The sequence below is a fragment of the Bacillus sp. MT(2024) genome (genome assembly GCF_036362845.1).
Lineage (GTDB): Bacteria > Bacillota > Bacilli > Bacillales > Bacillaceae > Bacillus > Bacillus velezensis.
The window spans coordinates 2,660,804-2,683,476 of the sequence record NZ_CP143632.1; the positions used below are offsets into that span (position 1 = coordinate 2,660,804).

Consider the following 22,673-nt stretch of genomic DNA (forward strand, 5'->3'; position numbering starts at 1 on the left):
CTGCCGGGCATCCGAGGGGCTGTCAGATAAGCCGCTTTCTCATTTCTGAAATAAAATATAAGGAGCCGGTAATGATGATGACATCATCCGCCCCGTCTTTTTGTTCTATCCATTCTTTCACACTGTCCGGGTTCTCATCGAAGCTCTTAGACGCAAGACTGCTTGCATTGTAAAGAGCTTCGGCGCTTGAAGCACGCGGAAAGTCAAATGATACAAAGTGAATGGAATCTGCTTCGGTTTCAAGCTTTTTAATCATTTCCTGATACGGTTTGTCTTTTAATGCGCTGAATACTACATGGACGTTTTTATCGGCAAAGCGCTGCCTGATCGTTTCTGTCAGCGTTTCAACGCCCTCTTCGTTATGCGCGCCGTCCGCAAACACTAAAGGGCGGCTTTGAAGACGTTCAAACCGGCCCGGCCAGGAAGCTTTTTTCAGGCCGTTTCGCATCGCTTCTTCTGAAATGACTGCGGCTTCCAGGCGATTCAGCCATTCAGCGGCCAATATCGCCAATGCCGCATTCTGCCTTTGGTGAATGCCGATCAGCGACGTTTGAATGTTTTCATAGCATTTCGTTTCTGTTTCCAGCGAAAAGCTTTCGCCGGACGGAAGCGCCGCTTCATTAAACAGTCTGCACGTTTTATATAGTGACTGATACGGAGCCTGCTTTTTTTCGGCTTCCGCTTCAATAACGCCGAGTGCTTCCGGCTGATTGACACCCGTAATGACCGGAATGGAATTTTTAATGATACCGGCTTTCTGCCCGGCGATCTCCTCGATGGTATTGCCTAAAATGGCCATATGGTCATGTCCGATACTTGTAATGACCGACAGGAGCGGTTTCACAATATTGGTTGAATCAAATGTGCCGCCGAGCCCCGCTTCAAAAATAACAAAATCGATATCAGCCCGCTTCGCAAAATATAAAAATGCACACGCTGTAATGATTTCAAATTCCGTCACCGTTCCGGCATCGGTCTTATCAAGCTCATCGACTATCGGTTTTATGTCATTAACGAGCGTTCTCCATTCCTCATCGGTAATCGGCGTGCCGTTGACGCTGATTCGCTCATTAAACGTAATCATGTAAGGCGATGTGAACGTGCCGACCGTATAACCGGCTTCTTGAAGGACGGAACGGATAAAAGAAACGGTTGATCCTTTGCCGTTTGTGCCCGCCACATGAATGGCGCGAATGTTCTTTTCCGGGTGTTCCAGTTTTTCCATCAGCTTTTCCATACGGAGAAGGCCCGGCTTAACGCCGAACTTGAGTCTGCCGTGAATCCAGCTGATCGCTTCTTTGTACGTATTAAACAATGAAATCCCCTCTTTTATACGACAAGGCGGTTTCTTAGGAAACCGCCCCGCTGTTTTATCAGCCTTTCAGCTCTGCAATCCGCTGCCGGACAGCTTCGCGTTTTGCCGTGTAGTCTTTCTCTTTTCCGCGTTCTTCTTCAATGACATGCTCAGGAGCTTTTTTAATGAATCCTTCGTTGCCGAGTTTTTTCTGAACGCGTTCGACTTCTTTTGTCAGCTTGTCGAATTCTTTTTGCAGACGGGCGATCTCCTCATCAATGTTAATCAGCCCTTCAAGCGGCAGAATGACTTCCGCTCCGGTGACGACAGCTGTCATCGCTTTGTCTGCCGCAGCGATATCCGTCCCGATTTTCAGCGTGCTCGGATTCGTAAAGCGTTCAACGTAAGAACGGTTCTTCTCAAGGCGGCCGGCAATGTCTTCGGTAGATGTTTTAATGTAAAGTTCAACCTGCTTGCTCATCGGCGTGTTGACTTCGCTCCGGATATTGCGGACAGAACGGATTAATTCAACGAGCAGTTTCATATCCGCCGCTGCCTCTTTATCCGTATGTTCCGACACCGGAACCGGCCAAGAGCTGATCGTGATTGACTCGCCTTCATGAGGAAGGTGCTGCCAGATTTCTTCCGTTAAGAATGGCATAAACGGGTGAAGAAGACGCATCGTCTGGTCAAGCACGTATGCCAGAACAGACCGGGTTGTTTTCTTCGCCGCTTCATCTTCCCCGTACAGCGGAAGCTTCGCCATTTCGATATACCAGTCGCACACATCGTCCCAGATAAAGTTGTACAGGTGGCGTCCGACTTCACCGAATTCATAACGATCCGCAAGCTGTGTTACGTCTTCTATCGTTTCATTCAGTCTTGTGAGGATCCACTTATCAGCAACTGATTTTTCACCGGACAGATCAAGCTCGTCATACGTCATGCCGTCCATGTTCATTAATGCAAAACGGGAGGCGTTCCAAATTTTATTTGCGAAGTTCCATGTGGATTCCACTTTTTCATAGCTGAAACGGAGATCCTGTCCCGGTGAACTTCCGGTTGCCAGGAAATAGCGCAGGGAATCCGCTCCGTACTTGTCGATGACATCCATCGGGTCCACACCGTTCCCAAGGGATTTACTCATTTTTCTGCCCTGCTCGTCACGGATTAAGCCGTGAATCAGCACGTCTTTGAACGGACGCTCGCCGGTAAACTCAAGACCTTGGAAAATCATCCGGGATACCCAGAAGAAAATGATGTCATATCCCGTTACAAGTACATCGGTTGAGTAATACCGCTTAAAGTCTTCAGCGTTTTCATCAGGCCAGCCCATTGTAGAAAACGGCCAAAGCGCGGAGCTGAACCATGTATCAAGCACGTCTGAATCCTGCTCCCAATTTTCGCTGTCCTCAGGCGCCTCAAGGCCGACGTACACTTCTTTTGTTTCTTTATGATACCAAGCCGGGATGCGGTGGCCCCACCACAGCTGACGGGAAATACACCAATCACGGATGTTTTCCATCCAGTGCAGGTACGTTTTCTCGAAACGGTCAGGAACGAAGTGAACCTTCTCTTCTTTTGCCTGAAGGTCAACCGCAGCATCAGCCAGCGGCTGCATTTTGACAAACCATTGTGTGGACAGGTACGGCTCAACAACGGCGCCGCTTCTCTCACTGTGGCCGACAGAATGCATATGGTCTTCGATTTTAAAGAGAACGCCGGATTCCTGAAGATCTTTGACGAGTTTTTTGCGGCATTCAAACCGGTCCATGCCGTTATATTGCAGCGCTTTTTCATTCATTGTTCCGTCTTCATTCATGACGAGAATCCGCTCTAAATTGTGGCGGTTTCCGAGTTCAAAGTCATTCGGGTCATGGGCAGGCGTAATTTTAACGGCGCCTGATCCGAATTCCATATCAACATAATCATCGCCGACAATCGGAATTTCGCGGTTTGTAATCGGCAGAATCACCGTTTTGCCGATTAAGTGCTTGTAGCGCTCATCTTCAGGATGAACCGCGACAGCCGTGTCGCCAAGCATCGTTTCCGGACGGGTGGTCGCGATTTCAATTGAGCCTGAGCCGTCTGCTAACGGGTAGCGCAAATGATAAAACGCGCCCTGTACGTCTTTGTAAATCACTTCAATATCGGATAAAGCCGTTTTTGTGGCAGGGTCCCAGTTGATGATATATTCGCCTCTGTAAATCAAGCCTTTTTCGTACAACTTGACGAATACTTCACGCACGGCTTTGTTCAGCCCTTCATCAAGAGTGAAACGTTCGCGTGAATAATCGAGTCCGAGTCCCATCTTGGCCCATTGGCTGCGGATGAAATCAGCATACTCTTCTTTCCACTTCCACGTTTCTTCTAAAAACTTTTCACGGCCGAGGTCATAACGGCTTGTGCCCTGCTCGCGGAGTTTCGCTTCGACTTTTGCCTGAGTGGCGATGCCGGCGTGGTCCATGCCCGGAAGCCAGAGCACGTCATAGCCCTGCATGCGTTTCATACGCGTAACGATATCTTGCAGCGTCGTATCCCACGCATGTCCGAGGTGCAGCCTGCCCGTCACGTTCGGCGGCGGAATGACGACAGAATACGGCTGTTTCGTTTGATCGCCGCCCGCTTCAAAATATTTTCCTTTCAGCCAAAAATCATAGCGGCCTTTTTCAATCGCAGACGGATCATATTTTGTCGGCATTGTTTGTTCGTTTGTATCCATGATAACCCTCCAGCATGTTTAGAAATGGCTGAGCAACTAAAAAAGAGCCTTCATCCTGATAAAGGACGAAAAGCTCTTTCGCGGTACCACCTTTTTTCATGAACAGATTTGTTCATGCACTTAAACGGATAACGGGTGCGGCCCGAATTTCTCTACTGTATGTTCAAGAAATTATGCTCCCGGGCGACCTTCCAATGAGACGGCATAAGAAGCCTTTCAGCACAGTAGCTTCTCTCTCTTCATGCGTCTTTCTTGTACTCTTCCCGTTCAAAGCAGGTGTATTTATATCAGCTCATGATCTTATTTATTATGTTCTTTATTATAGTAAAAGTGTTTTTGATTCGTCAATCATCTTTTCCAAAAACCGCTGCCGTCATACATAAATGGGCATGCACCCCGCTCTTCCCCTTACATACGATACATAGAAAGGCGAATGTGAGGAGGAATTGCCCGTGAGAAAAAAATTCAATTCTTATTCGCTCCCCCAGTGGGCCAGACAGGTCCGCCTTGTATCCGTGCAAGTCATTATCCCGATTACGATCTTTCAGGGGATCAGGACGATTTTCTTTCCGACGACTTTTGATGTCCTGCTGCTTGCCATCCTGCTGTTTTTAGCGTGCGCCCTGCATTTGGAATGGATATAAAAAAACGAGTCCCGTTATGAAGAGGACTCGTTTTCCGCTTTTATTTTTTTCTCCCGCTCAATCTGATGAACCTTCATGAGAAAAGGCTCAACATTTTTCATCTGCCAAAACGCTCTTAATAATTGCGTGCATTCTTCTTTTTCAGAGCCCCTTTGGCCGGTCTGATACCGTTTCAGCACTTTGTACATGGCGGACGGATAAGCCATATAGCTGAGAAACAGGCTGATTTCCGCTTCACGGAGCGGGAATGATTTGTGATACGTATAAAACCAGTCCAGGCATTCCGGACATGCTTTCGGATAGCTTCTGAACATTCTGGAGTAAAAGCTGAGCAGGTCATTTTGCGGAGGGCCCAGCGCAGCTTTCTCGAAATTTGTGAAAAAGCCTGATCCCGCATCATTATACAGAAAGTGGCGGCTCGATAAACTGCCGTGGTTGATCACCGCTCTCGTCTTGTCATGATCCTTTGCCGCGTCAAACCATTCTTCCAGACGTTCGAGAGCAAAATTGACGGCGGAAACCGTTTCTGTAAGATACGTAACAGCCTGCAGTTCAAAAGGTGAAAGGTACCACTCTTTTTCCGCCCGGTCGGCGAATTGTTCATAGACAAGTTTATCATTTTCCCAATCTCTTTTCGTTGCTTCATAAAAGCGGCTGATATCTTCAGTCCGGATTTGGATGTCCCGCACAGTCGCAGAATGGAGCTTCGCGACCTCTTTAAAAAGGTAAACATGTTTTTGGTCCCGTTCTTCTTCCTGATCGTACTGAAGCCAAGGCATTAAATAATAAGAATTCTCCGTCTGTCTTCCCGCAAAAAAATCGCCTGCATACGTGCGGCAGATCGGCACAAATGATCGGTAGCCTTTCTCCTCAATCTCAATCATAAGATCCGTAAATTCACTGCTGCGGGCCGGCTTGAGCTGTTTCAAAGCAAAAATGCCGTAGTTTGAGTAGACCTTCCAAACATGCGGGCTGACAGGCTCAATGTACTCAGCCGTCAGCCCGTATTCCTGAAGCACTGATTGGACTGCTTCCATTCCATTCACCACATTTTTACGGCCTCTTTGTGCTTACACATGGCTGTTATTATATTCAGGTATATACAGAAGCTGACCTTCCTCAAGCTCGTCATCAAACGATAAAGCATTCGTTCGGATGAGCTGCTGGGATGTAATGTCATATCGTTCACACACCCGGTCGATTGTATCTTGCTGCTGCACGATACAAATTTTCATTCTTGAAAACTTTTCTTCTTCCCTTGTAAATAATTTTGTCAAGTAATGAGAGTTGTCATTTTCCTTCTGCTCGGTTCCCGGTGCCGCTTCTTCATTCTTTCTTTCAGGCTTAAGCGGCTCAGGCTGTTCCGCTTGCGCCGGCTCCTCCGGCGGCAGTTTGGAAAACTGAAAAGACAAATCGAGAGGCTTCCCGGTTTCCTCCTCCGGCGGCGCCATCTTCCTTACCTCAATTTCAAACCCTTCTTCATCATGAGCCTCTTCTTCAAGCAGCTTAGGAGCGCTGTAAAACTCCTCTTCCTGCCGTTCCGGAACGAACTCACGATAAACGGGCGCCTGCTCTTCTTGAAAAACCGCAGGCTCATCTTCGTCTTCTGCCGCCTTATGATCGCTCTGACGGAGAAGCGGCTCGGCCTCTGGCTGTTCTTCTTTTTGAAGGAAGGGCTGTTCCGCAATTTTTGTTTTTTCTGCATGCGGAGTCAGAGTGAATGCAGGGAAAACCGGTTCGATATCATCTTTTGGCTCTTCCTGCGCTTCTGCTGAATCATCCTCAAATACGGGTTCATTCCTCACGGCTGACATGATTGCAGGCTCCTCAGCTTCTTCCGGTTCTTCTTCGTGCTGAAAGGAAACGGGAGGAGGAGGCTCAGTAAAGGAAACAGGTTTCGGCACCTCTTCTTGCTCCCTCAGAATCGGGGTTGCTTCCTGCTCTTCTTCCTGCTCCCTCAGAATCGGGGCTGCTTCCTGCTCTTCTTCCTGCTCCCTCAGAATCGGGGCTGCTTCCTGCTCTTCTTCCTGCTCTCTCAGAAGCGGGACTGCTTCCTGCTCTTCTTCTTGCTCACTCAAAATCGGGGCAGTTTCCTGCTCTTCTTCCCGCTCCCTCAGAATCGGGGCTGCTTCCTGCTCTTCTTCTTCCCGCTCCCTCAGAATCGGGGCTGCTTCCTGCTCTTCTTCTTCCCGCTCCCTCAGAATCGGAGCTGCTTCCTGCTCTTCTTCCTGCTCCCTCAGAATCGGAGCTGCTTCCTGCTCTTCTGCCTCCCGCTCCCTCAGAATCGGGGCTGCTTCCTGCTCTTCTTCCTGCTCCCTCAGAATCGGGGCTGCTTCCTGCTCTTCTTCCCGCTCCCTCAGAATCGGAGCTGCTTCCTGTTCTTCTTCCTCCTGCCTGAGTGAAGACGGGATTTCTTCCTCGTTTTTCTCTGTTTCTTGTGCTGCTTCTTCTGATACAGTCAAAGGTATTTCAGGCTCATGGCGTATCATTAATTCTGGTTCATTTTCGTCCTCTGAATGATGTCCGGCAAGATTGATCATTTCTTCTCTGGCAAATTCAGGCGCCACGTACAAAGGGATCTCCGGCTCTTTTGGCTCGGATTCCTCAAGCAGCCCTTCAATTGCCAAATCAGCTTGAATGGTTAAGATCCTTGAATCCGTCAGCTGATAATCAAAGGCATCAATAAATACGAAAACATCATTGAGGTGGCTCACTTTATTTTTCGGAATCGTAATGTCCACCGGGAAACAATGAATGAGCTCGGCCGTGCCATCCTCCCTTGCCCTCACTTCCTCTACATGCCTCAGCTCACTATTAAGCTCTTCAAAATGACTGCTGTGATCTATGTTGTACTCGCCAGTAAGTTCTAATGATCCTTTAATTGAGACATAATCATTTACTTCCTGCACCCTGATGTCAGGGTCTAATGAAATCGAAAGTAATTCAGAAACTTCCTGTCCTTTTTGGAAACAGATTGATTCTTCAACAGAAAATTGCAATCGGTGATTATGCGGCAAGTTCATATCCTCCTTTCATCTAATCCATACAATTAGATGTCACTAAAGGTGTATGCCGCAATCCGGGAAAATATGATAATGGAAGCATTGAAAAAAGCCGATACAAGTCTTGCTTGCATCGGCTTTTCGGTATCAGCGGCTGATCGCCTGGAACACTTTCTCAGCGGCTTGAATGGTATTTTCAATATCCTCCATTGTATGCGCAGTGGAGAGAAACAATCCTTCAAATTGAGACGGCGGCAGAAATACGCCTGCGTCGGCCATCCCTTTATAATACTTGGCGAACAGCTTTAAATCAGAAGATTTGGCTGATTCATAGTTAATGACAGGCTCATTGGTGAAAAAGAAGCCGATCATTGACCCCGCCCGGTTAAACGTGTGCGGAATGCCATGTGCTGCAGCTGCTTTTGAAATGCCTTCTTCAAGCATATCGCCTTTTTTCACAAATTCTTGGTAAGATTCAGGTGTGAGCTGCTGTAACGTCTCAAGTCCCGCTGTCATGGCAAGCGGATTTCCTGACAATGTTCCCGCCTGGTAGATCGGACCGCTCGGCGCGATTCGTTCCATAATGTCAGCTTTGCCGCCATACGCACCGACAGGAAGACCGCCGCCGATGACTTTGCCGAGACACGTTAAATCAGGCGTCACGCCGAAATACCCTTGCGCACAGTTATAATCCACGCGAAAACCGGTCATGACCTCATCAAAAATGAGCAGCGCGCCATACTGTTCTGTAATGTCGCGAAGTCCTTGTAAAAAGCCTTCCTGCGGCGGAACAACGCCCATATTGCCCGCTACCGGTTCAACAATGACCCCGGCAATATCTTCACCGTACTCCCGGAATGCGAGTGCAACGCTTTCCAAGTCGTTGTATGGAACGGTAATCGTATTCATCGCTATTCCTTCCGGTACGCCCGGGCTGTCCGGCAGGCCGAGTGTCGCCACTCCGGATCCCGCTTTGATCAGCAGCGAATCACCATGGCCGTGGTAACAGCCTTCAAATTTCAAAATTTTGTTGCGGCCGGTATATCCTCTTGCCAGACGCAGGGCGCTCATTGTCGCCTCTGTGCCGGAGCTGACCATCCGCACGATTTCAACAGACGGCACACGGTCAATGACCAATTTGGCCAGTTCGTTTTCCACTTCAGTGGATGCCCCGAAACTTGTCCCGTTCTCGGCTACTTTTTTCAGGCTTTCAACGACCCGGTCGTTCGTGTGGCCCAAAATGAGCGGCCCCCAGCTCAGGACGTAGTCGATATATTCATTGCCGTCAATATCAAAAATTTTCGATCCTTTTCCGCGCTGCATAAAGATCGGGTCCATATCAACTGATTTAAACGCGCGCACCGGGCTGTTCACTCCGCCCGGCATCAGTTTCTGCGCTTCTTTAAAAGCGGCTTTTGATTTTTCATAGCTTCTCATCTGCCTCAGCTCCCGTCAAATGAAATCGTTACTCAGCAAGCCATTTTGCTGCGTCTTTTGCATGATACGTCATAATCAGATCGGCTCCTGCACGTTTCATGCCCGTTAAAATTTCCAGCACCATTTCTTTTTCTTTAATCCAGCCGTTTTGGGCTGCCGCTTTCACCATGGAATACTCCCCGCTCACATTATATGCGACCAGCGGCAGGTGATGGCGGTTTTTCACATCACGCATAATATCTAAGTATGACATAGACGGTTTGACGATTAAAAAGTCAGCGCCTTCTGCCGCGTCTGATTCAGCCTCACGTAGCGCTTCCAGGCGGTTGGCCGGATCCATCTGATATGTTTTTCGGTCACCGAACTGCGGCGTGCTGTCAGCCGCGTCGCGGAACGGACCGTAAAATTCACTTGAATATTTCACGGCATAAGACATGATCGGAATATTCGTGAAGCCTTCTTTGTCGAGCGCTTCCCTGATCACTGTGACAAAACCGTCCATCATATTTGAAGGAGCGATGATGTCAGCGCCGGCTTTAGCCTGGCTGACGGCTGTCTGCGCCAGCAGTTCAAGCGACTCGTCATTCAGGATTACTCCGTCTTTCACGACGCCGCAATGGCCGTGATCCGTGTATTCACAAAGACATGTATCAGCGATGACGATCATTTCAGGATAATGCTTTTTAATTTCAGCAATCCCTTTCTGCACAATGCCATGATCGTGAAAAGCCTGGGTTCCGCAAGCGTCTTTTTCTTCCGGCACGCCGAAAACGATGACCGACTTAATGCCGAGCGATATCAGCTCAGCCATTTCATCCTTTAACAAATCGAGTGATACATGATAAACCCCCGGCATGGAAGGAACTTCTTTTTTTCCTTCGAGTCCTTCAACGACAAATAACGGGTAAATAAAATCTGAAGGGTGAAGACGTGTTTCTTTTACTAGATCTCTCATCGCAGCGTTCGCGCGCAAACGGCGGTGTCTGTTAAATGTTTGATTCATCATTATCTATCCTTTCCCGACATGCTGCACATGACGTCCAGCATGCCTTCAATCGTATAGGTGTCAGGCACATGGGATGAGATCCCGTATTCCAAGAGCGCTTTCTCTGTCAAAGGGCCGATGCTGATATAGCTCGCACCGCTGTTTTCCCACGCTTTTTCTCCGTCTCCGACCGCATGCATAAACGTATGCACCGCCGATGAGCTGGTAAACGTAATAAAATCAAAATGAGAGCGGGATGCAGCCCGTCTCAGCTCGTCCATGCCTTTTTCATCCTGAATGGTATTGTATAACACCCATTCCCTTATTTGATAGCCAAGCGGCTCAAGCTCCGCTTTTATGACATCGCGTGATAAATTGCCCTTTATCACTGAAATGGGTTCGGCAGCTGATGCGTGCCGTTTTAAAGTATCAGCCAGACATTCCGCCACATACTCGTCAGGCATCGCATCCGTCCGGGCTCCCCGCTCTTTCAGGGCGCGCGCTGTCTTTTCACCGACGGCTGCGATTTTTTTCCATCCCGAAAGCGCAAGGCCATGCTGATCAAGGTAGGAAAAAAAGAACCGGACACCGTTTACGCTTGTAAACACAAGCCAGCCCGGTTCAGAAAGGTCTTCCCGCAGACTGTCCGCACATTCATCCGGGAGCGCTTCCTGAAAAGCGATCAGAGAGGCGGAAACAGCCGTTCCGCCGAGCGCCTCCACTTTTTGTCGGAACGGTGCTGCCTGTCTTTTGTTCCGGGTGACGAGCACGGTCTTTCCTTGTAAAGGAAGGTCATTTGCCATCCTGATCGAGCTCCTGTTTCACGCTGTCGATTAGTGCTTTGGCTCCTTTTTCAGACATCATCGCCGCACAGCGTTTCCCGATTTCTTCCGGATCATGTCCCGCCGCTGTTTCTTTATAAATCGTCTTTCCGTCCGGAGACGCGACAAGACCGACCAATTCAACCTCATCCCGGTCATTGACGGACGCATACCCGGCTATCGGCACTTGGCAGCCGCCTTCCATCGCGTGTAAGAAAGCCCGTTCGGCTGCCACAGTGCGCTGCGTATACTCATCGGTAAATTGCGCAAACAGCTTCAAAAGCTCTTCATCCGACTCTCTGCATTCAATGGCAAGAGCGCCTTGGCCGACCGCGGGCAGACAGCGGTCCGGTTCGAGGAATTCAGATACGACATCATCTTTCCAGCCCATTCTCGAAAGCCCCGCAGCCGCTAAAATAATAGCATCGTAATCTTCCGTTTCAAGCTTTTGAAGTCTCGTATCGATATTGCCTCTGATCCACTTAATTGTAAGGTCAGGGCGTTCAGCAAGAATCTGGGCGCTTCTTCTTAAACTGCTGGTGCCGATGATGCCCCCTTCTTTTATGCCGTCCAGCTTTTGATGCCCTTTTGAAATGAGCGCATCACGCGGATCCTCACGTTTCGGTATGCAGCCTATGACAAGACCTTCAGGCAAAACGGCGGGCATGTCTTTCATGCTGTGAACCGCCATATCAATCTCCTGATGCAGCAGCGCCTGTTCAATCTCTTTGACAAACAAACCTTTGCCGCCCACTTTTGACAGTGTAACATCGAGGATGCGGTCGCCTTTTGTGACAATCTCCCGGATTTCAAAGTCATAGGAAGGATTCAATTCCTTCAGTTTGTTAATCACCCATTTTGTCTGGGTCATAGCCAGTTTACTCCGTCTGGAACCTACCTTAATCGTTCTCATTTTCTTTCCTCCCGAATCTGTTTGGGCGCGTGCGTTAACTGAACCAATGGAATTGTGACAGGCTTCCGAGCAGGAAGTAATTAATCATCAGCACGAGAAAACATGCTGAATTCCATAACGCCGCCACTTTTCCCTGCAGTTCCTTAATCATTCTGATATATAAATAGTAGCTGTATAAAAGCAGCACAATAAACGAGCCGAGCACTTTTGAATCAAACCAGTACAGCGTTTCCAGCGACACATACGCCCAGATCACGCCTAATATCAGGCTCAACAGCAGCATCGGAACCCCGATGACATTTAAAACGTAAGCCATATAATCAAGTTTTGACAAATCTTCAATTCTCAACAGCCATTTTCCCCATTTTTTCTTCTTTAATAAAGAATATTGAAACTGATAAAGAAGCGAAAAGACAAAAGAAAGGGAAAAAGCGCCGTAAGACAGAATCGCCATTGTAATATGAATGACCAAAAGCTCTGAGACCAGCTGGCCGGAAAAGGCGGCCGAATGCTGATCCGTCGGTGAAAACGTATGGATCGCAATCATCGAGAAACCGATGACATTCGTGAAAAACACGATAAAATCAACCCGCAGAATCTGCGTGACCACAAGTGAGAGCGTGACAAGCACCCACGCATAAAAGTAAAGGGCCTCTGTAATATTCAAGACCGGAAATCTGCCCGTCTGCCACATGAAATAAGAAAGATAGACGGTTTGCAGAGTCCAGACAATAGAAAGCAACCAGAAGGCTATTTTTCCAGCCTTCCGGTTGTGTTGAAGAAAATCTATAAAGTAAAAAAGGACGCTTACTGCATAAATAACAATTGTCGCTTCATTAAGTCTTGCCATTGCTGTATCAATCATACAGCCCTCACTCACTTACAAGCGGACGTAAGCCCGTTTTTGCTTCTGCCTTTTGAAACGAATGAACCGTCTGGCGGTTATCCAGGCTTTTGTCCAGCTGGCGGCCGGCCTCTTCCTCAATATCGAAAATCTGCATAAACAGCTTCAGCTTTTCATCTGAATCCGCTTCAGCCGCAAGCTCTTTCGCTTTCAGAATCGGGTCGCGCAGCATTTGGTTAATGATGCTTTTCGTATGTTTGCTGAGAAGCTTTTTCTCTCTGACCGTCAGATGAGGCAGCTTGCGCTCAATGCTCTGCATCGTATCGGACTGGATGGACAGCGCCTTTTCACGCAGCGCCGAAATGACCGGCACGACGCCGAGCGTATTAAGCCACTGCTTAAACTCAACAATTGCCGCTTCAATAAACAGCTCGACTTTTTCAGCGGTTTCGCGGCGTTCTTGTAAGTTGGCTTCAACGATTCCTTCAAGGTCATCAATATCGTACAGAAAAACACCTTCAAGATCGTTAAGCGCCGGATCGAGGTCTCTCGGCACAGCGATATCCACCATAAATAACGGACGGCCTTTCCGCTGTCTGCCCGCTCTCTCCATCATTTCTTTAGACACGACGAAATCACTTGCGCCTGTCGAACTGATTAAAATATCAGCTTCAGCGAGTGCATGTTCAAGCTGGTTTAAGCTGCGCGCTTCTCCGGAGAAACGGTCAGCAAGCGCTTTTGCCTTCAAAAACGTTCTGTTGATGACCGTTACTTTGCCGATACCCTGACCGTGCAGGTTTTCTGCGGCGAGCTCGCCCATTTTTCCCGCACCGAGAATCAAAATGTGCTTATTTGACAATGAGCCGAAGATTTTTTTCGCGAGTTCAACGGCGGCGTAACTGACGGAAACGGCATTAGCGCCGATATCGGTTTCGGCATGCGTGCGTTTGCCGACGGTCACCGCCTGTTTAAACAGCTCATTGAAAATGGTGCCGATCGTCTTTTCTGCCTGCGCCGTTTTAAAGCTCGAGCGGACCTGGCCGAGTATTTGCGTCTCTCCGATGACCATGGAATCCAAACCGCACGCCACACGGAATAAATGCTCGATCGCCGCGTCGCTCTCATAAAATTTCAGAAACGGAGACAGCTCTTCTTTCGGCAGCGAGAACCATTCGGATAAAAATGTCTTTATATAATAACGGCCGGTATGAAGCTGGTCGACCACCGCATATATTTCGGTGCGGTTGCAGGTTGACACGATAATGTTTTCAAGAACGCTTTTTTCTTCTTTTAAACGGAGCATCGCTTCTGCAAGCTCATCCGGCTGAAAACTTATTTTTTCGCGTATTTCAATAGGGGCGGATTTATAATCTACTCCCACAACAAGAATATGCATCGCTTTCATGCACCCCCGTACATCGCAATTTATTTATAATCATTCTAACATAGAATTTATTATTTATAATAATTATAACATAGTTTCTTCGGGAAAATGTGAACAGATTTCAAAAATGTTATGCTATAGTATAAAAAGCGCGTTTCCACTGTAATCATCATACTAAAAATCCTTTACTGCGGGTAGGTGACAGGATGAAAAAAACATCAATTTTATTACCGGGACTTCTGCTAGCCGCTTCATTATTCGCATGGCTTCAGAGCGGACAGGTTCACCTGTTTGCGAATCAGGGGGAATGGCCGGTGCTCCTTATGCTCTTGGGGGCCGTGCTCTTGTATCAGGGCAAAAAGGAAGCGGCCGGGCCTCACGTCCTGATCGGCATGCTTCTTTTCGGCATAGGTTTACACTTTTTCGCCAAACCTGAGCTCTCATGGTGGCCGGGAGATTTTGAAATGATTCTCTTCGTCTTCGGATTCTCCTTATTTGCGGCTGCCAGAAAAGAATATGTATACGAAGCGGCTGCCATGATTGGTTTTTCCCTCTTTTTATACTTCTTTAAACAAATTACGGCGTGGCTGGAGTCCGTCCATATTCCGACGGAACACTTCAAAACATACTGGCCGTATGTTTTCATCGGAATCAGCCTTTTATTATTGTTTATCAAGCGGAACAAAACTATACGATAAAACCCAAAACGCACTGCGTTTTGGGTTTTTCATTACCGGCTGATCATTTTTTTAATGGCTCCCCATGCTTCATCTTTGCCTTTTTTCGTTTCAGAGGAAAATAAAATCAGCTCATCTTCAGGATCCATATCAAGCGTCTGTTTGACAACCTTTAAGTGCTTGTCCCATTTTCCTTTTGGAATCTTATCCGCTTTTGTCGCGATAACGATGACGGGAATGCCGTAATACTTCAGGAATTCATACATGTTCACGTCTTCAGCAGACGGCGCGTGCCTGAGGTCGACAATCTGCACGCAGGCTTTCAGCTCTTCGCGGGTCGTCATATAGGTTTCAATCATTCTCCCCCATGCTTCCCGCTCGCTTTTGGAAACTTTCGCAAATCCGTACCCGGGAACGTCGACAAAATGCAATTCATCATTGATGATGTAAAAGTTTAAAGTCTGTGTTTTCCCCGGTTTTGATGACGTTCTGGCCAAGTTTTTCCGATTGATTAATGAATTGATAAAAGATGACTTTCCTACATTTGATCTTCCCGCCAGCGCGATTTCCGGAAGCCCCCCATCTGGGTACTGCTCAGGTTTGACCGCGCTGATCACGATTTCTGACTTTGTGACTTTCATTTCTTCTCTCCTACTAAGGCATGTTCCAAAACGTCATCCAGGTGAGAAACGAATATAAACTTCAGTCCTTCTCTGACGCTTTCTGGAATATCCTCTATATCTTTTTCGTTATCTTTAGGCGCAATAATCGTGGTCAGGCCCGCTCTGTGCGCGCCGAGCGCCTTTTCTTTCAGTCCGCCGATCGGAAGCACGCGGCCCCGCAGCGTGATTTCTCCCGTCATACCGACTTCGCGTTTTACCGCACGGTCCGTTAATGCTGAAACGAGCGCCGTGGCCATCGTAATTCCGGCAGAAGGGCCGTCTTTCGGCACCGCTCCTTCAGGGACATGGATATGAATGTCATACTTCTCATGGAATTTCGGGTCGATTCCGAACTGTTCCGCTTTCGAGCGGACATAACTGAAAGCGGCCTGCGCTGATTCCCGCATGACATCTCCAAGCTTCCCGGTCAGAATCAGCTTTCCTTTTCCCGGTGACAATGACACTTCGATTGACAGCGTATCTCCGCCGACCGTCGTATACGCGAGCCCCGTGACAACCCCGATTTGATCTTCGGTTTCCGCCTGTCCGTATCTGAATATCCGTTTTCCGAGATAGTCGGCCAGATTTTTCTCTGTAACGGTAATGCGTTTTCTCTCCTCAGACACAATGGCTTTCGCAGCCTTTCGGCAAATGGCGGCAATCTGGCGTTCAAGCGTTCTCACGCCGGCTTCCCTCGTGTAGTAGCGGATGATGTCCGTAATCGCCTGATCCCGAATCTGCAGGCTGCTCTTTGTGAGCCCGTGCTCTTTGATTTGTTTCGGAAGCAGGTGGTCTTTCACGATCTCCAGCTTTTCGTTTTCAGTGTAGCCTGACAGGCTGATAATCTCCATTCTGTCTCTGAGAGGGCCCGGGATGGAAGCAAGGTTATTCGCAGTCGCGATAAACAGCACTTTCGATAAATCGAACGTCTCTTCAATATAGTGGTCGCTGAATGTGCTGTTTTGTTCCGGATCCAGCACCTCAAGCATCGCCGAAGACGGATCGCCTCTGAAATCAGACGACATTTTGTCGATCTCGTCGAGGAGAAAGACCGGATTTTGTTTGCCGGCTTTTTTCATTCCCTGGATAATCCGGCCCGGCATCGCCCCGACGTATGTGCGCCGGTGCCCGCGGATTTCAGACTCATCGCGCACTCCGCCCAGTGAAATTCTCACAAAACGGCGTCCCATGCTCGTACTGATTGATTTTGCAAGAGATGTTTTACCGACTCCCGGAGGTCCGGCGAGACAAAGAATCGGCCCTTTCAGCGTTTTCGTCAGCTGTTTCACGGCCAAATACTCCAAAATCCGCTCTTTCACTTTCTCTAAGCCGTGATGCTCTTTATCTAAGATTTCCCCGGCTTTTTTAATATCAAGTTTATCTTCTGTTTCATCCGACCACGGAAGGGCGATGAGCCAATCAATATAGTTGCGGATAACAGAGCTTTCCGCTGAGCTTGACGGCACTTTTTCGTAACGGCTTAATTCCTTAAGCGCCGTTTCTTTGACACGCTCAGGCATGCCTGCTTCTTCTATCTTTTCCGTGAGCGACTGAACTTCGCCGGTTTTTCCTTCTTTGTCGCCAAGCTCCTTCTGAATGGCTTTCATCTGTTCGCGCAAATAATATTCCTTTTGAGTGCGTTCCATCGAACGTTTGACGCGCTGACCGATTTTTTTCTCAATCTCCAGCACTTCTTTTTCATTATGAATGGAACGAATGACCTTATTCAGACGTTCTTTAATATCCGCCGTTTCTAGAATGTCCTGCTTGTCCTTTAATTTCAGCGGGAGATGAGAAGCGACGATATCCGCCATTCTGCCGGGCTCTTCAATATCAGTCACAGCCGCATACGTTTCTGCGGAAATTTTTTTAGAAATTTTTATGTACTGGTCAAAATGGTCCAGCAGCGTCCGCATAAGCGCTTCGTCTTCCACGTCTTTTGAATCATCCTCATGCATCAGCTGTATATCGACCGAAGTATAATCTTCGAGTTCGGTGTATTCAAGGATCTGCGCCCGCTGAATTCCTTCTACAAGCACTCTGATCGTACCGTTGGGCAGCTTCAGCATCTGTTTAATTTTTGTATAAGTGCCGACGGCGAAAATATCCTCTTCACCCGGTTCGTCTATCGAAATATCCTGCTGAGTGGCTAAAAAAATCATATGATCATGCATCATTGCCTGTTCAAGAGCCTGAACCGACTTGTCACGGCCTACATCTAAATGTAAAACCATTGTCGGGTATACCAATAAGCCTCTTAAAGGGAGGAGCGGGATGCTGCGTTTTGTATCTTCTGCCATGTGACTGACACCTCCGTGACTTTAGTATGAACCATTATAATACAACTTTTTCATCGTTGTACAATTCCGGGATCGGGCTTTAATCGGCTTATCCGCCTGCCCTGTATATAAAACAGTCTCTTCGTAGTATACCCTTTCTTTCTGTTCTGAAAAAGGAAAAGATGTCCTCCATAAAAAAAACCCCATTATAAAAATGGGGTTTATACGGATTCTTTATTCATTTGAATATCAAACGGTTTTTGTTCTGAAGGAGGGTCAACCAATATGACGTCAAGCACTTCCTGGAACGTTTTTACCGCTTTAATGGTGATTCCGTCTATTCGTTTCAGAATGGACTGCTGATTTTCATATGGGATAATGACCGTTTTTGCTCCGGCCTGTTTTGCGGCTTTAATTTTCGGAATGACGCCGCCGATCGGTTTGACAAGCCCCGTCAGGCTGATTTCTCCCGTCATCGCCACCGTATGGTCGATCGGGATGCGGTGAATCGCGGAAAAAATCCCCGCGGCCATCGCGATACCTGCTGAAGGTCCGTCAATCGGGCCTCCGCCCGGAAAATTGACGTGAATATCATAGTCTGAAGGTTTGATGCCCATTGTGCGGAGAACCGTCAGCACATTTTCCACAGATCCCTTCGCCATGCTTTTGCGGCGGATCGACTTCGATTGGCTGCCGATGCTTTCTTCCTCTGCAATTCCCGTGATATTCAGGCTTCCTTTGTCCTGCGCAGGTGTGACATTCACTTCGATTTCCAGCAATGCGCCGCTGTTCGGCCCGTAGACGGCAAGTCCGTTCACGATGCCGACTTGCGGTTCATCGGCGATTTTCTGCTCATTTTTAGGTGTAAGCTGACTGGAATGAACAACCCATTCTATATCTTCTGTCGTGATTTCTTTTCTGTCCTCAGTCACCGCCATGCCGGCAGCGATCTGGATCATATTGACGGCTTCACGTCCGTTTCTCGTATATGCGGTCAGCACGCTGAGAGCTTCGTCAGAAATCTCTTTCTGAATTTTGTCGGCTGCTTTTTTCGCAACGATTTTAAGTTCATCCTTTTCCAGCTCGCGGAAAAATACTTCAAGACAGCGCGAACGGATGGCCGGAGGAATTTCAGTCGGCATTCTCGTTGTCGCACCGATCAAACGGAAATCCGCCGGAAGCCCATTTTGAAAAATATCATGGATATGATTCGGTATTTGCGTATTTTCTTCACTGTAATACGCACTGTCTAAAAATACTTTTCGGTCTTCAAGCACCTTCAGCATTTTATTCATCTGAATCGGGTGAAGCTCGCCGATTTCATCAATAAACAATACCCCGCCGTGAGCATGGGTCACAGCCCCCTGTTTCGGCTGCGGAATGCCTGCTTGGCCCATCGCACCCGCTCCCTGATAAATCGGATCATGCACTGAACCGATAAGCGGATCGGCAATCCCCCGTTCATCAAATCGCGCGGTCGTCGCATCAAGTTCAACAAAAACAGCCTGCTTTTGAAACGGTGACTGTTTATGCTTTTTCGCTTCTTCCAATACCAACCGCGCCGCAGCCGTTTTACCGACTCCCGGAGGACCGTAAATAATGACGTGCTGCGGGTTCGGTCCGCAAAGCGCTGCTTTTAACGCTTTAATTCCGTCTTCCTGGCCGACAATGTCCTGAAAGCTTTTCGGCCGCACCTTTTCTGATAAAGGTTCTGATAAACTGATGGCGCGCATTTTGCGCAGCTGTTCCATTTCCTTTTTTGATTCTTTATCTATCGTCACTTTTTGTGTTCGCTGGTTTTTGAGCAGATTCCAAAAATATAGTCCGATGACTATCCCGAAAAACAGCTGTACAAATAATGCGATCCCTGTCCAACTCATGCTGGTCCCTCCTGAAAAAACGATTTATGTATCCAATTCATTCCTCTGTCCGCTAGTATCTCCCAGCAAAGCCCGGAATAAACATTTTCAGAAGGGTCAAGACAAGAAAAAAACCTCCTGATCAAATCGGGTCAGGAGGTTTTGTCGTGTTATGCTGATGTTTTATCTTGGCCAACAACAGTGCCGTCTTTTAATACAAGACGCGGCGCTTCACCGTCTGCGACTGTCGCTCCGGTAATGACACATTTTTCAATATCATCACGGGACGGCAGATCAAACATGACGTCAAGCATGATGCCTTCAATGATAGAACGCAGGCCGCGTGCGCCTGTTTTACGCTCGATCGCTTTTTTCGCAATTTCAGATAATGCCTCGCCTTCAAATTCAAGCTCGACATCATCAAGTTCTAACATTTTCTTGTATTGTTTGACGAGTGCGTTTTTCGGTTTAGTCAGAATTTCAACCAGTGCCGTTTCGTCAAGCTGCTCAAGGCTTGCAATGACAGGAAGACGGCCGATGAATTCAGGAATCAGACCGAAACGGAGCAAGTCTTCCGGGAGAACTTTAGAAAGCAGTTCTTCTTTTTCCAGGTCTGCCGCTTTATTATCTGAGCCGAAGCCGATGACTTTTTGTCCGAGACGGCGTTTGATGATTTGTTCAATGCCGTCAAATGCACCGCCGCAAATGAACAGAATGTTCGTCGTATCGATCTGGATGAATTCCTGATGAGGATGTTTACGTCCTCCTTGAGGCGGCACGCTTGCAACCGTTCCTTCAAGAATTTTCAGCAGCGCCTGCTGAACGCCTTCGCCTGATACGTCGCGTGTAATGGACGGGTTTTCAGATTTCCGCGCTACTTTATCGATTTCATCGATATAAATAATGCCTTTTTCTGCTTTTTCCACATCATAGTCTGCTGCCTGAATCAGCTTGAGGAGGATGTTTTCTACGTCCTCACCGACATATCCGGCTTCAGTCAGAGATGTAGCGTCCGCGATCGCAAACGGAACGTTCAGAATACGCGCAAGCGTCTGGGCAAGAAGTGTTTTCCCGCTTCCAGTCGGTCCGATTAAAGAAATATTACTTTTAGAAAGCTCGACATCATCCACTTTACTGTTGGAATTGATGCGTTTGTAATGGTTGTATACCGCAACCGCAAGTGATTTCTTCGCCTGATCCTGTCCGATGACATATTCATTCAGAATCTCACGGATTTCCTGCGGCTTCGGAACGTCTTTAAATTCGACTTCTTCTTCTGTACCAAGCTCTTCCTCTACGATTTCTGTACAGAGCTCAATACATTCGTCGCATATATATACACCCGGTCCTGCAACCAGCTTACGAACCTGATCTTGCGTTTTTCCGCAGAACGAGCATTTCAATTGTCCTTTTTCCTCGTTGAATTTAAACATTCTTTCACCCCTTAATCTTGTCTCACTTTTTCTTTTACCTGAAGGGCAAAAGAAAACGGTTCTTGCTACGATCGAGTATGTATTGCATTTTACCATACTTTCCAGTAAGACGGTAACAATGTGTTTCGCACTTGCACATTCTATATGTATGACGAAAAACAGCCCGGCAATGACTATCTTGCCCCAAGAAAAAGAGTTATATCATAATTGTACAAAACAAGGCACGAATTAATCGCGCCCTGTTTTATTATGTCTATTATTATGAACCATATTAACGGTTTTCTACAAGAAAATCAATTGCTTTTCGAACTTTTAAATCTTCTTTCATCGCGTCAGTTGAACCGATTGCCTGCTTGATGTTTTCAACCGGCATGTTGTAAGCTTCAGCCATTTTAGTCAGCTCAGCTTCAACTTCTTCGTCCGTTACTTCAAGGTTTTCTGCTTGAGCGATCGCTTCAAGAGTCAGGTTTGATTTTACGCGTTTTGCGGCATCTTCTTTCATTTGCTCTTTTAACGCGTTTTCGTCTTGGCCTGAGAATTGAGTGTAAAGCTCAAGGTTCATGCCTTGCATTTGCAGACGCTGTTCGAATTCTTTCAGCATGCGGTCAAGCTCAGTGTCGATCATCGCTTGAGGAACATCAGCTTCAGCGTTTTCAGATGCTTTCAGAACAAGCTCTTCACGCAATTTAGCGTCAGCTTCGTTTTCTTTTGCTTCTTCAAGGCGTTTTTTTGTTTTCTCAGTTAATTCAGCAAGCGTTTCAACTTCTTCGTCAATGTCTTTTGCGAATTCGTCATTAAGCTCAGGAAGCTCTTTCGCTTTGATTTCATGAATTTTCACTTTGAAAACAGCTGGTTTTCCGGCAAGCTCTTCAGCGTGATACTCTTCAGGGAATGTTACTTCAACATCCTTTTCAGCGCCTGCTTCAAGGCCTGTTAACTGCTCTTCGAAGCCCGGGATGAATGAACCTGATCCTACTTCAAGTGAGTAGTTCTCAGCTTTTCCGCCTTCAAACGCTTCGCCGTCAACGAAACCTTCGAAGTCAAGAACGACTGTATCGCCGTTTTCAACAGCGCCTTCTTCTTTCACGACAAGCTCAGCCTGACGCTCTTGAAGCGCTTTAAGTTCGTTTTGTACATCTTCGTCAGTAACGGCAGTGTCATCTTTTTCGATTCCTAAGCCTTTGTAATCGCCAAGTTTCACTTCCGGTTTTACAGTCACTTTTGCAGTGAAAATTAAGCTTTCGCCTTTTTCGATTTTTTCAACATCGATTTCAGGGCGGTCTACAGGCTCAATGCCGGCTTCTTCAACCGCTTTAGGGTATTCTACAGGAAGTAAAATATCTAAAGCATCCTGGTAAAGAGCTTCAACGCCGAAACGCTGTTCGAATAAACCGCGGGGAACTTTCCCTTTGCGGAATCCAGGAATAGAAACCTGTTTTACTACTTTTTTAAATGCATCATCAAGAGCTGTTTTGAACGTATCCGCATCAACTTCAACCGTTAATACGCCTTCGTTGCCTTCTTGTTTTTCCCATTTTACAGACATGTGTTTCCCTCCAAAAATCTATTCAGGTTGTGTCGGTCTTCCATTCTAAAGCAATCCGCGGCTTTGTCAAAGAAAAAACCGCTTTGAATCAGAATCATTATGTAATGAACTGGCAGCCTGTCCAACCGTAATTCTCATTTCAGTTAAACCGCTATACATAAATACAACCAC

At 47.4% G+C, this 22,673-nt stretch carries 17 protein-coding genes and 1 other annotated feature; of the genes, 2 read left to right on the top strand and 15 right to left on the bottom strand.

The genetic code is table 11. The annotated features are described in order from the left end of the window. Positions 1 to 22: 22 nt before the first annotated feature. Together VP472_RS13040 and VP472_RS13045 are read right to left on the bottom strand one after the other, a co-directional pair. Positions 23 to 1,315, bottom strand: a complete 1,293-nt coding sequence (locus VP472_RS13040; RefSeq protein WP_077722653.1) for a bifunctional folylpolyglutamate synthase/dihydrofolate synthase — start codon at positions 1,313 to 1,315, stop codon at positions 23 to 25. A gap of 58 nt (positions 1,316 to 1,373) precedes the next feature. Continuing rightward, positions 1,374 to 4,016, bottom strand: a complete 2,643-nt coding sequence (locus VP472_RS13045) for a valine--tRNA ligase (protein WP_060674740.1) — start codon at positions 4,014 to 4,016, stop codon at positions 1,374 to 1,376. A gap of 58 nt (positions 4,017 to 4,074) precedes the next feature. Further along, positions 4,075 to 4,296, bottom strand: a binding site (T-box leader). 172 nt (positions 4,297 to 4,468) lie between these two features. On the opposite strand from VP472_RS13045, the gene VP472_RS13050 reads away from it, so the two are divergent. Beyond that, entirely contained in the window at positions 4,469 to 4,660 is a 192-nt protein-coding gene (locus VP472_RS13050) for a hypothetical protein (RefSeq protein ID WP_003152639.1), read from the top strand. A gap of 14 nt (positions 4,661 to 4,674) precedes the next feature. Here VP472_RS13050 and ysxE read toward each other — a convergent pair whose 3' ends face one another. The 8 genes from ysxE to hemA form a co-directional block, all read right to left on the bottom strand. Then, a complete protein-coding gene (gene ysxE / locus VP472_RS13055) occupies positions 4,675 to 5,697 on the bottom strand; it encodes a spore coat protein YsxE (RefSeq protein ID WP_070082724.1) in 1,023 nt (340 codons plus the stop codon). Positions 5,698 to 5,730: 33 nt separating this feature from the next. Continuing rightward, positions 5,731 to 7,677: a LysM peptidoglycan-binding domain-containing protein gene (locus VP472_RS13060; RefSeq protein ID WP_153986676.1), complete on the bottom strand. Its 1,947-nt coding sequence runs from the start codon at positions 7,675 to 7,677 to the stop codon at positions 5,731 to 5,733. A gap of 132 nt (positions 7,678 to 7,809) precedes the next feature. Next, positions 7,810 to 9,099 carry a glutamate-1-semialdehyde 2,1-aminomutase gene (gene hemL, locus VP472_RS13065; protein WP_146277263.1) on the bottom strand — a complete coding sequence of 430 codons (1,290 nt, stop codon included), beginning with the start codon at positions 9,097 to 9,099 and terminating at the stop codon, positions 7,810 to 7,812. Positions 9,100 to 9,127: 28 nt separating this feature from the next. Further along, a complete protein-coding gene (gene hemB / locus VP472_RS13070) occupies positions 9,128 to 10,102 on the bottom strand; it encodes a porphobilinogen synthase (RefSeq protein WP_003152632.1) in 975 nt (324 codons plus the stop codon). Positions 10,103 to 10,104: 2 nt separating this feature from the next. Beyond that, on the bottom strand, positions 10,105 to 10,887 hold the full coding sequence (locus VP472_RS13075) for a uroporphyrinogen-III synthase (RefSeq protein ID WP_146277265.1): 783 nt from the start codon (positions 10,885 to 10,887) through the stop codon (positions 10,105 to 10,107). Next, positions 10,877 to 11,818, bottom strand: coding sequence for a hydroxymethylbilane synthase (gene hemC / locus VP472_RS13080; RefSeq protein WP_061862443.1), 942 nt, complete (start codon positions 11,816 to 11,818; stop codon positions 10,877 to 10,879). The genes VP472_RS13075 and hemC overlap by 11 nt, the downstream gene beginning before the upstream one ends. A gap of 34 nt (positions 11,819 to 11,852) precedes the next feature. Further along, the gene (locus VP472_RS13085; RefSeq protein WP_003152629.1) at positions 11,853 to 12,683 is read right to left on the bottom strand and encodes a cytochrome c biogenesis protein; all 831 of its coding nucleotides are present in this window, start codon (positions 12,681 to 12,683) and stop codon (positions 11,853 to 11,855) included. Positions 12,684 to 12,690: 7 nt separating this feature from the next. Beyond that, on the bottom strand, positions 12,691 to 14,058 hold the full coding sequence (gene hemA, locus VP472_RS13090; RefSeq protein ID WP_003152628.1) for a glutamyl-tRNA reductase: 1,368 nt from the start codon (positions 14,056 to 14,058) through the stop codon (positions 12,691 to 12,693). Positions 14,059 to 14,252: 194 nt separating this feature from the next. On the opposite strand from hemA, the gene VP472_RS13095 reads away from it, so the two are divergent. Then, positions 14,253 to 14,744, top strand: coding sequence for a hypothetical protein (locus tag VP472_RS13095; RefSeq protein ID WP_014305520.1), 492 nt, complete (start codon positions 14,253 to 14,255; stop codon positions 14,742 to 14,744). A 32-nt stretch (positions 14,745 to 14,776) separates the two neighbouring features. Here the strand turns inward: VP472_RS13095 and yihA are convergent, their stop codons facing one another. The 5 genes from yihA to tig all read right to left on the bottom strand — a co-directional run bounded on the left by yihA (position 14,777) and on the right by tig (position 22,502). After that, positions 14,777 to 15,364 carry a ribosome biogenesis GTP-binding protein YihA/YsxC gene (yihA, locus tag VP472_RS13100; protein WP_003152626.1) on the bottom strand — a complete coding sequence of 196 codons (588 nt, stop codon included), beginning with the start codon at positions 15,362 to 15,364 and terminating at the stop codon, positions 14,777 to 14,779. Continuing rightward, positions 15,361 to 17,685 carry an endopeptidase La gene (gene lon / locus VP472_RS13105; RefSeq protein ID WP_052827698.1) on the bottom strand — a complete coding sequence of 775 codons (2,325 nt, stop codon included), beginning with the start codon at positions 17,683 to 17,685 and terminating at the stop codon, positions 15,361 to 15,363. The genes yihA and lon overlap by 4 nt, the downstream gene beginning before the upstream one ends. Positions 17,686 to 17,885: 200 nt before the next feature. Further along, complete coding sequence (gene lonB, locus VP472_RS13110; protein WP_003152622.1) at positions 17,886 to 19,544, bottom strand: ATP-dependent protease LonB; 1,659 nt, start codon at positions 19,542 to 19,544, stop codon at positions 17,886 to 17,888. A gap of 149 nt (positions 19,545 to 19,693) precedes the next feature. Beyond that, positions 19,694 to 20,956 carry an ATP-dependent protease ATP-binding subunit ClpX gene (gene clpX / locus VP472_RS13115; protein ID WP_003152620.1) on the bottom strand — a complete coding sequence of 421 codons (1,263 nt, stop codon included), beginning with the start codon at positions 20,954 to 20,956 and terminating at the stop codon, positions 19,694 to 19,696. Between the two features lie 271 nt (positions 20,957 to 21,227). Continuing rightward, the gene (gene tig, locus VP472_RS13120) at positions 21,228 to 22,502 is read right to left on the bottom strand and encodes a trigger factor (protein ID WP_003152618.1); all 1,275 of its coding nucleotides are present in this window, start codon (positions 22,500 to 22,502) and stop codon (positions 21,228 to 21,230) included. Positions 22,503 to 22,673: the final 171 nt, after the last annotated feature.